The 13,113-nt window shown below is 58.2% G+C and carries 13 protein-coding genes; 5 read left to right on the top strand and 8 right to left on the bottom strand.

Features of this window, described 5'->3' with window-relative positions; genetic code table 11:
* Window positions 1–6: 6 nt before the first annotated feature.
* Window positions 7–804, top strand: coding sequence for a twin-arginine translocase subunit TatC (gene tatC, locus ABIT76_01130; GenBank protein MEO7931739.1), 798 nt, complete (start codon window positions 7–9; stop codon window positions 802–804).
* Here the strand turns inward: tatC and ABIT76_01125 are convergent, their stop codons facing one another.
* Genes ABIT76_01125 through ABIT76_01110 form a run of 4 tightly spaced genes read right to left on the bottom strand, consistent with a single transcriptional unit; the run spans window position 805 to window position 4,267 of the window.
* Window positions 805–1,617 (bottom strand): MnmC family methyltransferase, encoded by an 813-nt coding sequence (locus tag ABIT76_01125; GenBank protein MEO7931738.1) that lies wholly within the window; start codon window positions 1,615–1,617, stop codon window positions 805–807.
* A 1-nt stretch (window position 1,618) separates the two neighbouring features.
* Complete coding sequence (gene corA / locus ABIT76_01120) at window positions 1,619–2,680, bottom strand: magnesium/cobalt transporter CorA (GenBank protein MEO7931737.1); 1,062 nt, start codon at window positions 2,678–2,680, stop codon at window positions 1,619–1,621.
* Between the two features lies 1 nt (window position 2,681).
* Window positions 2,682–3,620, bottom strand: a complete 939-nt coding sequence (locus tag ABIT76_01115; GenBank protein MEO7931736.1) for a ring-cleaving dioxygenase — start codon at window positions 3,618–3,620, stop codon at window positions 2,682–2,684.
* Between the two features lie 20 nt (window positions 3,621–3,640).
* Window positions 3,641–4,267, bottom strand: coding sequence for an alpha/beta hydrolase (locus ABIT76_01110; GenBank protein ID MEO7931735.1), 627 nt, complete (start codon window positions 4,265–4,267; stop codon window positions 3,641–3,643).
* Between the two features lie 42 nt (window positions 4,268–4,309).
* On the opposite strand from ABIT76_01110, the gene ABIT76_01105 reads away from it, so the two are divergent.
* From ABIT76_01105 to ABIT76_01090, 4 genes are all read left to right on the top strand, one after another.
* Window positions 4,310–4,879, top strand: a complete 570-nt coding sequence (locus ABIT76_01105) for a cob(I)yrinic acid a,c-diamide adenosyltransferase (protein ID MEO7931734.1) — start codon at window positions 4,310–4,312, stop codon at window positions 4,877–4,879.
* A 751-nt stretch (window positions 4,880–5,630) separates the two neighbouring features.
* Entirely contained in the window at window positions 5,631–6,362 is a 732-nt protein-coding gene (locus tag ABIT76_01100) for a hypothetical protein (protein MEO7931733.1), read from the top strand.
* A gap of 242 nt (window positions 6,363–6,604) precedes the next feature.
* On the top strand, window positions 6,605–6,844 hold the full coding sequence (locus ABIT76_01095; protein MEO7931732.1) for a hypothetical protein: 240 nt from the start codon (window positions 6,605–6,607) through the stop codon (window positions 6,842–6,844).
* A gap of 13 nt (window positions 6,845–6,857) precedes the next feature.
* On the top strand, window positions 6,858–7,883 hold the full coding sequence (locus ABIT76_01090; GenBank protein ID MEO7931731.1) for a DUF4062 domain-containing protein: 1,026 nt from the start codon (window positions 6,858–6,860) through the stop codon (window positions 7,881–7,883).
* 163 nt (window positions 7,884–8,046) lie between these two features.
* Here ABIT76_01090 and ABIT76_01085 read toward each other — a convergent pair whose 3' ends face one another.
* The 4 genes from ABIT76_01085 to ABIT76_01070 are packed head-to-tail and all read right to left on the bottom strand — an operon-like array spanning window position 8,047 to window position 13,083.
* Window positions 8,047–9,192 (bottom strand): glycosyltransferase family 1 protein, encoded by a 1,146-nt coding sequence (locus ABIT76_01085; protein ID MEO7931730.1) that lies wholly within the window; start codon window positions 9,190–9,192, stop codon window positions 8,047–8,049.
* The gene (locus ABIT76_01080) at window positions 9,189–10,724 is read right to left on the bottom strand and encodes a hypothetical protein (GenBank protein ID MEO7931729.1); all 1,536 of its coding nucleotides are present in this window, start codon (window positions 10,722–10,724) and stop codon (window positions 9,189–9,191) included. The genes ABIT76_01085 and ABIT76_01080 overlap by 4 nt, the downstream gene beginning before the upstream one ends.
* Window positions 10,721–11,959, bottom strand: a complete 1,239-nt coding sequence (locus ABIT76_01075; GenBank protein ID MEO7931728.1) for a glycosyltransferase family 4 protein — start codon at window positions 11,957–11,959, stop codon at window positions 10,721–10,723. The genes ABIT76_01080 and ABIT76_01075 overlap by 4 nt, the downstream gene beginning before the upstream one ends.
* The gene (locus tag ABIT76_01070; protein ID MEO7931727.1) at window positions 11,956–13,083 is read right to left on the bottom strand and encodes a glycosyltransferase; all 1,128 of its coding nucleotides are present in this window, start codon (window positions 13,081–13,083) and stop codon (window positions 11,956–11,958) included. The genes ABIT76_01075 and ABIT76_01070 overlap by 4 nt, the downstream gene beginning before the upstream one ends.
* Between the last annotated feature and the right edge of the window lie 30 nt (window positions 13,084–13,113).

The raw sequence follows: 13,113 nt of genomic DNA, 5'->3' as shown, positions 1-13,113 counted from the left end.
GCGCGAATGAGTTGGACCGACAAGATTTTCAAATTTCGCGAGCCGGACGAAGCGTCGGTGAAACCCTTTCTCGATCACCTTGAGGACCTGCGGTGGACTTCGATTAAAATGGCCGTGACGCTGTTTCTGGCGATGGGCCTGGCCTTTTGCTACCGCAACACGCTCGTGAACGTCATCCAGCATCCGCTGGTGGCGGTGAATCCGAATTTCATTTCCACGCTGCGGGCGCGCGGGCCGATGGATTCAATCGCGATCTCGTTCTCGCTGGCGTTTTACGCGGGCATCGTGCTGGCGTTTCCGTTTTTGCTCTACTTCCTCGCGCAATTTGTCCTGCCAGCGCTAACCCTCGCGGAAAAGAAATACGTCCTGCCCGTGGTCTTTATCGGGCTCGGGTTGTTCATGTCGGGCGTGCTCTCGTGCTACTACTGGCTGCTGCCGCAGACGCTGGCCTATGCGCTAAAGGATCAGCAGGACCTGAGTTGGACCTCGAACTGGGACGTGCAGTCGTATTTCTCGTTTACGACGCAATTTGTGCTGTCGTTCGGCCTGGCCTTCGAGCTGCCGCTGGTGGTGCTATTTCTCGTGCGAATCGGCGTGCTGAACTACGCGATGCTGAAAAAGACGCGCATGATCGCCTTCGTGATCATCTTTTTGCTGGCTGCCGTCATCACCCCGACGACCGATCCCTTCACTCTCTGCGCGATGGCGTTCCCGATGTATTTTCTCTACGAGATCTGCATTTTTCTGGCGAAATACACCGAGAAAAAAGCCGCCGCCCTTCAGGAAAAATTGCCGCTGGAATAGCTAGAACTGCGGGTGCGCTTCGAGCCGCCGCAAATCGTCGTTGGAGATCGGGCCTTTGGCCGAACCCAGCGGGCGCGCGCTGGTGGACATGCGGACCCGCGCCAGCCATTGCATTGGAAGTGGATTCTTCAACAACCCGAGGTCGGTCGCCGCGACGGTGGTCTGCTCTTTTTCGCCCGTGGCGTCACCGATGCCCACGTAAAAACCCGCCAATAACAATGTCACTCGCACCGCTGTGGAGCGGCTGTAACTCGTCAGCACCGCAGGACGCGTGAGCCGTTTCCGCAAGGCCGAGAAATGCGCCAGCGACCACATCGGGAGATTTTTCGCGGGCGAATACGGATCGTAAATAATGCCGTCCGGCGCAGGCGCGGCGGGCAGCGTGGTGAAGTCGCCGAGGCAAAGCTCCCAGTCGAGCACGCCGCCGTTTTCGAAAGTGATTCGAGTTCCATTCTTCTCTGCCAGCTCTGTTAGTTGAGCCAGCCAGGGCAGTGGATAAGTGAGTTGTGCGGCGTGACTCAGCGTAAATCGCAGCGGCTCCAGCGTGCAATCGAAGCTCACCAATTTGCATTGAAATGGAACTCGCATGGACGCCAGCTTTTCCAGCAGCGCCACCGCATTTGCCGCCGCTCCCAACCCCACATCCCAGATCGTGAAAACCTCCCCTCCTAACATCCGCGTCTCCAGATCGAGCGGCCCGATGTGAATCGCCTCCGCCTCCACCATCGGACCCACGACCGGATGAAACGTTTCCCCGGTTTCCAAGTCGCGCAGCGTGTGCAAACCGTCGCGCAGCGCGACTAACTCAAACATATCAGAGCCACTTTTTGCGCTTGAAGTAGATCGCCATGGAAGTCGCGAGCACGATGCAGACTAACCAGAAAATCGGGTAGCCATAAGGACTCTTCAGCTCGGGCATGTTCCAGCGTCCGGCGCTCGTGTCGAAGTTCATTCCATAGACGCCAACTAGAAAAGTGAGCGGCATGAAGATGGACGACAAAACCGTGAGCACGCGCATGATTTCATTCGTTCTCATGCTCACTGCCGACAAGTAGATGTCCATGATCGACGAGGTTAGCTCTCGGTAGTTTTCGATAATGTCCATGATCTGGATCGAGTGATCGTAGCAGTCGCGCAGAAAGGGTTTGGTAAAGTCCTTCACCATGCCCGTCTCGTCGCGCAGGAGCGAGTTGAGTATCTCCCGCTGCGGCCACGCGCCCCGGCGCAAATGCACCAGCGAACGCTTGGCCTCGTGCAGCTTTTTGACGAATTCCTGCGTCGGCCTTTCCAGCACCTCGTCCTCCATTTCCTCCAGCAGGTCGCCCATGCATTCCATCACGGGAAAGTAGTAGTCCACTACGGTGTCGATCAGTGCATAAGCTAGATAATCGCTGCCTGAGTTGCGCAGATTTCCCACGGCACGGGAGAGCCGAAGTCGAATGGGATTGAACATGTCGCTGCACGTTTCCTGAATGCTGATGACGAAATCTTTCCCGACAAAAATACTCAGTTGCTCGAAGACCAAATCCTCTCCCTCGCCCCGGTAAACCATCTGCATGACGATAAAAAAATGGTCGCCGTAATCCTCGCACTTCGGACGCTGGCCGGTGTTCAGCACATCCTCCAGCGCGAGTGGATGCAGACCGTAATGCGCTCCTAACTTCTTCAGCAATTCGACATCGCCCAGCCCGTCGATATTGATCCAGGTGATCTTGTCGTTGTCGCGAAAAGGATAGCAGTCCTCGATCTCCTGAATCTCGATGTCCTCGTAGGTGTCCTTGTTGAACTCGATGTGGCGCACGACGGGTTTTACCGTCGTAGGCGCAATCAAAGTCGCGGGCGCAGTGCCGGGCAAATGATACTTGAAATGGAGCATGTTAGATTGGTTTCAGGCCCGCCTCGATCTGGCTGCGGCGCGATTCGAGAAATGGTGGAAGCGAGAGATGTTCGCCGAGACTTTCCAGAGGTTCGTCGGCGGTAAATCCGGGCTCGTCCGTGGCTAGTTCGAAGAGAATCCCATTGGGCTCTCGGAAGTAGAGGCTGCGGAAATAAAAGCGATCCACGGGTCCGCTCGTCGCGACGCGAAACTCCGTGAGCCGGTCCGTCCACGCTTTGTAATCCGTCAGCGTGGTGCGAAAGGCGACGTGATGCACCCCGCCCGCGCCATGTCGCGCCGGGGCGATGTTAGGTTCCTCGGCGACATGTAACTCCGCCGCCGGTCCGCCCGCGCCCATTTCATAGACGGTGACCGGAGTTTGATCCGAATGAAAGTAGGTCCGCGCCTTCCGCATTTGCAGGAGTTCTAACAACAGGGCCTCCGTCTTCGCGAGTCGCGGCACGCTGATCGTGATCGGACCCAAACCGCGAATTTGATGCTCGGCTGGAATGGGACTTTTCTCCCACGGATGCGCCTCGCCCTGGCCTTCATCGTTGATCAGACTCAGGCGCTGACCCTCGGGATCGTCGAAGTCGATCGTGAGTCGTCCGTCGCGTGTTAGCAGGCCCGAGTGCGTCACGTTTGCAGCGTCGAAATGCGCGGCCCACCAAGTTAGACTCGACTCACTGCCAACTCGCAGACCGGTGCGGCAGATGCTGTTAGTACCGCGAGTTTCGCGAGGTGCTGGCCAGTCGAAAAACGTGAGGTCGCTGCCCGGTGTGGCGAGTCCATCGGCATAAAATAAATGATAGGCCGAGACGTCGTCCTGGTTGACGGTTTTTTTGACGAGGCGCATTCCCAGCACTTGCGTGTAGAAGTGGTGATTGCCCTTCGCATTGGCGGTGACCGCCGTGAGGTGATGAATGCCGTGAAGTTGCATGGCGAGTTAGGTTGTAATGGTTAGATCGTAGTGGGGAAGCTAGTGGCGAGCCAGCTTTTAGCGGCGGCGATTTCCTCGGAATGCAACTCGTGACCGCCGTTCGTCCAATGCAGCGTGACTTCCGCGCCCGCCCGCTGGAGCAACGTGGCGAGCCGCTGCGTATTCTCCGGCGGAATAATCGGGTCGCGTTTTCCACCTGCGAGGAAGATGGCCGGACGGTCGAGTTTGGGCAAAATCTCCGGCTCCAGCGGCACCATCGCTCGCAGGAGAACCGCCCCCGCCAGAATCTCTGGCCGCAGTAGAAACAAACTCGCCGCGATGTTAGCACCGTTGGAATAACCAACCGCGATCACCGGTCGTCCGGCCAGCGAATAGTCGGTCTGTGCAGACTGAATGAAGTCCGCGAGTTCGTGCGTGCGGTGAATCAGATCCGGCTCGTCGAACACACCCTCGGCCAGCCGGCGAAAGAAACGCGGCATCCCGTTTTCCAGAATCTTGCCACGCGGACTGAGCAACGCTGCCTGCGGCAAAAGCGAATGCCCGAGATCGAGCAGATCGTTTTCCGTGCCGCCAGTGCCATGCAAAAGCAGGAGGACCGGGGCGCTCGTTTCGCCGGGAACAAAGCGGTGGACGAAGGGCTCGGACATGCGGCACCATGACTCCAAACGCCCCGCCACTCAACTTCTAACATGAGCATAGCCACCCAGACCGGAGACGACGGCACGACCGCGCTAATGTTTGGCCGCCGCGTCTCCAAGACCGACCCGCGAGTCGAGGCCTACGGGACGGTGGATGAACTCAATGCCGCCCTCGGCACGGTGCGCGCCACGGTGAATGATCCCTTCATCGCGGAGCCGATTTTTCAGATTCAAAAACAACTCGTCACGCTCATGGGCGAGCTGGCCGTCGCGGCGGAAGATCGCGAGCGTTACGCGGCGAAAGGCTACGATTTCGTAACGCCGGAAATGGTCGATGCGCTCACCGCGTTGATCGATGACCTGGAGAAAAACCGGCAGGTGAGTTTCAAGCATTGGGCCACGCCCGGCTTTAACTCCGCCTCCGCCGCGCTCGACGTGGCGCGCACCATCTGCCGCCGCGCCGAGCGCCGCGTGGTCGAGTTAGGGTCGGATGGAGTGAACCCCGAGATCGTCCGTTTTCTCAACCGCCTCTCCGACCTCTGCTGGCTCTACGCGCGGTGGATCGAGACGCAGGCGGAAAAGTCACACGGAGGCACGGAGAAACACGGAGAGAGCGAGTAGGTTAGTTTTTCCTCCGTGTTCTCGGTCCGTGCCTCTCGTTCCCAAACTCCTGTTTGGGAATGCCTTGGTCTTGGAAACTCCGTTTCCCCGCCTGCAAACAGAGTTTGCCCAGCAAGTGCGTTCCCAAACGGGAGTTTGGGAACGAGTGAAACCCACGAGGGCAGATCCCCTCCAGAGAACGCCACTGGAGGGCACTTGTCTCAAGTGCCTACCATTTCCCAAAGTAACTCGAAAATTACCCCTTGAACTGCATGAAAAGGTAAAAATAATCTTGGTCCCGCTTAACAAACGGGTTAACAACAAGCCATGCCAAGACCCTCTCAGCATCGGACAGACTGGCTCCGCCGCCAGCGCCGGGGAGGGACTTCCGTTCTTCTGGCACCATTCACCGGAGCACCGCGCTTCACCGCTGGAACATCCAGGCTGCCCTCTGGAAGATCACTCACCAGCGCTGGAACCCGGCTCGCGCAAGCTGGAAGCCTCCTCACGTCGGCTGGAGAACCGCTCACGGACGTTGGAACATCCCTCGTCACGTCTGGAAGGTCACTCACGGTGGCTGGAACACGCCTCACGCAGGCTGGAACGTCCCTCTTCCTCACTGGAAAGCCGCTCATCCCGTCTGGACGCTCCCGCATCCACCCTGCAAGACCGCTCACGGGGGCTGGAACCTGTTTAGCCCCGCAAACCCCTCCATTTCGACCCTTTAGTATTCCACCAAATCAGAAAACCGCAGTCACCCGTCCTTAAAATTATGAAAGATACCTTGTCCAACAAACTCGTCAGCTTCAACGGCTCCTTCGCCGTCCTTGATACCCCGATCTACGTCCCCATCTGGAAAGACAAAACCCCGCTCCTCTTCACCGAGGACGTGGCCATCGTCCGCACCGCCGTGGCGGCCCTCGGCACCGCTGGAGCCGAGCAAAGCGCCCCCACCACCGGCACTGCCGAAGCCCTCCGCCTTCTCCGGCAGACTTTCGAGGAGAAACTCCACATCCTCTCCCGGGCCACCTTTCGGTTTCTGAAAAAAGCAGGCCGCACCGAGGACGCCGCCAAAGTCGATCTCAACCCCAGCAAACTGCACGACGCTCGTGGCGTGATCCTCGCTGGCCTGGGCGAGACCGTCCTCGACTTCGCCGAGCCGCTCACCCTTCCTCCCGCCGCCGGCCAGCCCGCCCCCGGCGAACACGCCGGCATCACCGCCGCCCTCTTCGCCGAAGTGGACGACCTCTGGGAGCGCTACAGCACCGCCGTCGGAGCCCCTGCCGGAGCCCGTTCCCGGCGCAAAGGCCAGACCAGCGCCCTCCCCGGCAAATTCGCGGCCGTCGAGGAACAATTTTCCGGTCTGGACGACCTCATCATCCAATTCTGCACCACCGACTTGGGCAAAGAATTCATCGCCGCCTGGTTCAACGCCCGCCAAGTCACCGCCCTCGGCCGCCGCAGCGCCAAGCCGAAGGACACCGTCCCGCCAGTCACTCCCTGACAGCCAGCTCACTGACTTCACTTCTGCTTTCGGCGCGAACGCGACAAGCGTTAAAAAGGGTTAAACTCGCGCAGTTCAATACGCCTCCAAGTCTTGCCGAGGCAGTGCCACTGCCGGGCCAAGCGTGTTCCCAAGTGCCACTTGCGGAACGAAAGGCGAAAGCTGGGAAATGGCATCCAACTCCCCCATTTTAGCCCGGCGCGAGGATTTCTACTCGTTGCCGGGCACATTTTCTGATTCCAATGAGCGCCGTGAAATCCCTCGCCCCCGCTGGCAAACCCTCCGCCCTCGTCGATACGCGCGTCATCTACTGCGGCGACAACCTGGAGCAACTCGAAAAGCTGCCCGCCGCCTCCGTGGACTTGATCTACATCGACCCGCCCTCGCTGCGAACAACTCGCCCGCGTGCTCAAGAAAACCGGCAGCTTCTACTACCACAGACGATCACGCCTCGCACTTTGCGGATAGTCTCTAAAAACTAATACAGCCATTCCCATGGATACCCGTTACCAAGTTTTCCTTAGTTCTACGTTCACTGATCTAATTGATGAGCGCAAAGAAGTGATCCAAACCCTCATGCAGATGGACTGCATTCCAGCAGGGATGGAATTATTTCCGGCTGCAGATGAAGAGCAATGGGCCTTTATTCGTAAAATCATCGATGATTGCGATTACTACATTCTGATTATTGGAGGCAGATATGGATCAACTACCGCTGAAGGAATTAGCTATACAGAAAAAGAATACGACTATGCAGTGTCTATAGGGATTCATGTAATTGCTTTTCTTCATGCTCAACCCGAACTTATACCACTTGGCAAATCGGATATTGAGCCCGAAGCGCGTAAACGGCTCGAAGCATTTCGCAAGAAAGTCAGCGCTAGTCGAATGATTAAGCCATGGAGCAATACTGCTGAACTCCCGGGCTTAGTCGCCTTAAGTCTGCCAAAGGCGATCAAAGCGTTTCCAAAGGCCGGTTGGGTGCGCGGTGGTTCAGCATCAAATCCCGAACTCCTTAAACAAATAAATGAATTGCGGCAACGGAATGATGAACTCCTAGGTGAACTGCGGAAAGCCTTAGCGAATGCTCCTACGCACGAGACCCTCAATTTAGCCTCTGCCAACTCAAATTTTCACCTTAGGGGTCGCTACTATAAACGATCCGGTTCAGACAGCCATGGAAACCCAAGATACTATGACGCTTCTTGGGAGACAGACATTAGTTGGAATGAGATCATAGGCTTACTCGGCCCTCAGCTATTTCAGCCACTGAACGAAGAGACAGCCAATAGTGAGTTAGGGAAATCAATTGCTGTGAGGCTTCCACTTGATGGCCACTCCGTCAGTATCGAACGTGAAACTTTCGCTACGATGAAGCTTCAACTCCTTGCCCTTGGCTTTATCAAAATCGAAAGCCTAAAAACCATGAAGGGTGGAATGGGCCTTTTTTGGTCTCTCTCGCCGGTTGGAAGAGACGTCATGTTACAGGTGCGCACAATCAAAGAGAAACCGAACCAATAAAACCTTCAAGGTGGAGAATTGGACAGGAAGCTTCCTCGGTGGATTAGTAGCCCCAAACGTGATCATCCTTTTTGTCAGCTCGCCTTCCCAAGACGCCGAACACGAAGTCGCCGCTTCTGGAAAGAAGAACGCCGCAATATCTAGCAGCGGATCAACATTGCAGTCATCCGGCTAAGGAAACGCTTACGAGCGATTGATAGGTGGCGAGGTATTGGGCGATGACTTTGTCGGTGGCGAAGCGGGTCAGATTGGCGAAGCCGCTTTGAATGAGGCGTTGGCGAAGGGTGTCGTCCTGCAATGCTAACAAATCAGCGGCGAAGCCTGCTTCGTCGGCGAAGTCGCGGATGAGGCCGCCGTCGCCGACGACTTCGGGGAGGCTGGTGGTTCTCGCGACGAGGACGGGGCAGCCGCAGGCTTGGGCCTCAATGATGGGCCAGCCGAAGCCCTCGGTTTTTGAGGGGAAGAGAAAGGCGTGGGCGCGGTTGTAGAGCGCCTCGATAATGGATGTCGGCGGATGGTCGATTTCGAGAATGCGGTCGGCGATTCCGAGTTGCGTGGCGAGTGCGCGTTGCTCGGGATGCAGGGTTTCCCCGGCGAAGACGAGCTTTCCAGAAAACTGGTCGGCGATGCGGGCGAAGATGCGGAGGATGCCTTCGCGGTTTTTGCGGGTGAGGGACGAGCCGACGTGGAGGATGAATGGAATGGAAGTCAACTCGTAGGGGGCGAGCCGCCGGTCGGTTTCGTTCTTTGGCAAGACGCCGTAGGGCTGGTTGAGCGGGAGGGGGATGACGGTCGATGGCGTTTCCGGTGCGAGCCGGGTGAGGTCGCCCTGGGTGGCGGAGGAAACGCAGATGACCAGACGCATCCGGCGCAGGCCTGCGAGGATGTTGGACTGAAGGATTTTCCCGAACCGACTTGCAGGGCAATCGGTGTCCTCGCCGAGTGCGCCGCGAACGGCTAGCAAGTCGTGGCAGGTGGCGACGACGAGGTGGTTTCCAGCGGAGGCGAGATAGGGCGCGTTGGAGTGGTCGGTGATGTGGACGATGAACTGGCGTCCGGCGAGTTCGCGTTCCAAGCGCGCGATGTGTTTTTTCAGGACTCGGGGAAAGAGCAGATACTTGTCGAGGTAGCGCAGCCATTTGGTGAGCGGGCCAGCGGAGAGCTGGCCGATGCAGGGTGCGGGTTCGATGCCACTCGCGGAGACTTTGCGCGCCTTCAACTCGGTGAGCAGCATGTCGTGGTAGCGCAACATGCTCATCTGGTGGTCGAGCCGGTAGTTGCCGACCAGCAGGACGTGGTAGTCGCTCATTCGCGGGGGGAAGCCTTTTTCTTTGCCCGCGGTCGCGGCCGGGCTTTTTCCACAATGTTGGCGACTTCCATTTGAATCACCTCCGTGGCCGGTTCTCCTGCAGTTGCCGCAGGGAAAGACCCGGCTTCCAATGCAATCTCCGCCCGCAGCCGGTCGGCGTAGGTGGGAATGGTGCGGACGGCGGGAGCCTGAGCGGGATCAGGTGCATCGGCGGGCAGATTTTCATCGCGCCGATTGACCGATGCGAGGGCGAAACCGGCGGCCATTACGGCGTAACCGAGCACGGTGGATTGGCCAAACTGGCCCATGACCAAGTCATTGGCGCACGCCGTCGTGAGCAGGAGCGGCAGGGTGTTGTTGGTCATTCGCAAGGCCAGCCACGCCATCCGCGCGATGAAGCCGAGCGCGGCAAATCGCCAAAGCAAATACGGCAGCCCGAGATACGGGCCCATCTCCATGACGATGCGATCCATCTCGGATTCGCCGAGGTTAAAGCGCAGCATTTTATACATCATGCTGGAGGCCGCATTGGTGCCCATGCCGATGCCGACGCCGGCCGCATCGGCACGCGAGGCCGCATCGATAGGCTTCTTAAATTCACCCAGAAAACGATCGACGAATCCCTCCTTTACCCCGCCGCTCGAGGTGAAGCGCGTAATGATGACGTCCATGCCGATCTTCAGCGCGCCGACCGATCCGATGAGGAAAATGACTGCCACGCTGATGGCGACGAGTTTGAGCGAACTCTGCAAAAAGCGCGGTTTCACCATCCAGATGACGAATACGGTGAGGACTTGCAACCCGACCAGGGCAAAGACGGTGCGGCTGCCCGACATGACGACCAGGATGAGCAACGACGGCGCGGCCAACAGGAAGGAGAGCCGGGCAAAGATGTTTTTTTCCAGCAGATGATGAAACAAAAATGCCGCCAGCATCGCGGTGTAACTGGCGAGTCCGTTGGTAAAGGAAAACATGCCGGACGGGCGGATGCGGTCGAAGGCGGTCTCCAGCATTTTGCCCTCGCCGCCCGCACCGACATTGACCCGCGCACCGGAGGGAGACATGAATTGCAGGGCGACCAGCAGCGCCATCGGAGGCGCGAGCCAGAGGACGATCTGCCCGATTTTCTTGATCTCGGCGTAAGTCATCACTTGCGGGAGGAGGAAAATGAGCGGCAAATGCAGGAAATTTGAGTGGATGCCGAAGCCGATGACGTAAAGTGGCGGTGCCTTGAAAAGCCCGAGACTCACGATTACCGACAGCGTGCTCAGGACAAGCAGGAAGGTGAGAAAGCCATTGAGTTTGAACACCTTCTGCCGCATCGCCTCGAAATAAATGAAGACGAGCACCGGATCGCGAATGATCAGCAAAGGACCGGAGAGGCCGGGCAGAATCCATTTGCGGAGCGTGCCCTCGAAGATCCAGAGCAGGAAATAGGCGTAAATCGCCAGCCGCAGCCAGTGCAGCGGATCTTTTTCCACAGTCGCCCGGCTTGCCGGAACTGCGGCGATGGTGGTTGCAGTCGGGTTCATGTGAGAAGGCGGGCGACCTCGGCCACGAGTCGGGTGCGATATTTATGCCAGGTGAACGTCTTCGCTTTTTCGAGGGCGGCCGCTTTCATGGATTGGAGATGGTCGCGGTGTGTTAGCAAAAAAGTGAGCCGCTCCGCAATCGAAACCTCGTCCCGAATCGGGATGATGTAGCCGTCCTCGCCCTCGGTGAGCAGGTCGGGACCCGACGTGTTCGGCGTGGTAATGACCGGGATTCCCTGAGAAAGCGCCTCGGTGATGACGAGACCGAAACCTTCAAACAACGATGGGAAAACCAGCACGTCGTGCTCGCGCATTTCCCGCAGGACTTCGGAATGCGGCAGCGACGGGAGCCAGCGGTGTTTTTGCAGGGCCTTTTCGAGCGGCGCGCAATGCGACATCGGCTTGGTGCCGAGCAGTGTGAGGGTGGCGTGTTTTCCGAGTTGCTCAATGGCCGAGAGCAAATAGGAAGTGCCCTTGCGCTGGCCGAGCGAACCGACAAAAAGCACGCGCAACGGGCCGTCGTGCGCAGGGGCGGGTTCGCTCTCCGGCACCGGGCAGCCGTAGGGAATGATGTGAATTTTCTCCGCTGGATACGAGTAATCGGTGAGCGTGCGCGCCGTGAACTGGCTGGCGACAAAGATGGCGTCCGCGTCCGCCAGCTCGGCGTCTTTGCGGGCGAGTTTCTCCGGGCTGTCGATCATCGCCGTGAGCGTCGCGGCCCATTCCGGCTGACGCTCCGCCTCCTCGCTCTGGATCGCCTTGGACGACTGCCAGTAACCGATGGGCAGATCGTAAAGACAGCGAATCTGCCGTTGTTTCGCCGCCGCAAAACTGGCGGAAGCGCCGTCCTCATACGCATAAATCGCATTCGCTGGCGTCGCGGAACGCAGCAATTCGTCCGCCACTTTCAGGTCCAGACAACGCGTCACGCGGTCGATGGAAAACGGGCCGGTCTCGTGTTCCATCCATTGGTTCCAACCCAGGCGGGTGGCGGCGAGGCGGCCCATTTCCCGGAGCGGCTGCGTGCGGGTTTTGGCGGAAACGGGCGAGGGAAAAGTGCGGCGCTGGAGCTGGCTGAGAATCGAGTGAGGGAGAAATCGGCCGAGCGGCGCGTCCTCGGGCCAGTTGATGCACGTGCGGAAACCGGCCAGAAAATCCGCATCCGCAAACGCCAGCGCCGCCTGGCGGACGTTGGCGTTTCCAAAAGGATGCGAGACGAGGATGGCGGGCTTCATGGGAGTCGCGCGCGATTGTGGAGATCCGCGAGAAATTGGGAACCAATTTCCGGCAGCCGGGGCGAGGGCGGGTTTTTGGAGAGCTGATTCACGTTGTCCTTCCAAATGGGATGCAAGTGGCGGGCCAAAGTGGGAGTGAGTTCGAGCTGCTGGTCCGGGAGGAAATCGTTGCGGGTCACCAGCACGGGGAGTCCGTGCTCGATCATGGCGGCGACGGATCCGCTTTTTTCAATCAAGTTCCAGGGCGATGCGGCGACTCCGGCGTCGGCAAATTGCAGCGCGGTGGAGATTTCGGAGGCAGAGAGTTCGCCGAGGTTCAGGAACTGGGCGCGAGTTGCATATTTATCGGCGAAGTCGTTCCAGATTTGCGTCCCGGTGTGCCCGAGGCGTCCCATGGAGAGGAAGAGGAGTTTTTTTCCCGCGAGCTTTTCCATTAGCCCATCGGGAGTCCATTCTGGATGCAGGGAGCCGAAGAAAATCGCCACGAAAGTGTGCTCGCGGTTGAGCGGAGTTAGATTGCATTCACGGCGCGCCAGCAATTCGTAAAACTTGGGAAAATCCGGTGCGAGTTCGATGTCGATGTTAGAGAACAATGGAAGTCGCGTGGCGGCGATCCCGTTGCTCTGGAGAAAATTTGCATAGGCGGTGGCGTGCGTATGAACGAGCGCCGGAGAAAGGCTGCGGACGAGTTGCAGGACGCCGCGCCGCTGCCACCAGCCGAGGATTTTGTATTTCAGCGAATCGCCCGGATTGAGTCCCAGCCAGAGTTCGTGAAACATGAGGTGCCAGCGAAACTTTTTTGCGAAGGTTCCCAGCGCCGCCGCCATTTCCTGGCAAAAGCCTCGTTTTTGATAGGCGTAAGGCACAAATTGGAGGCTGACCCAGTCGGGTTGAAATGCGGTGAGCGCTTTCTCCAAGGTCGTGCTGCGCTGCGTCCACGACTGCGAACTGGAAAGACGCATTTCCTGAGTTCCAATGTTATCTAACTCGACCCAGGAATCATTCAGCGAAACGAGGAGAACGCTGTGTCCCTCCTCTCTGCAATAATTCGCCAGCTGCCGCGAGTAATCGCCGACGCCGTCTTTTCCAGGTTCCAATGATCCGCAAAGTATCGCCAGCTTCATCCCATGGTTCCTGTGAGTGCGGTCCTTGTT

It is taken from the genome of Chthoniobacterales bacterium, from assembly GCA_039930045.1.
Lineage (GTDB): Bacteria > Verrucomicrobiota > Verrucomicrobiia > Chthoniobacterales > DASVRZ01 > DASVRZ01.
This window is presented reverse-complemented; position numbering and strand designations above follow the sequence as displayed.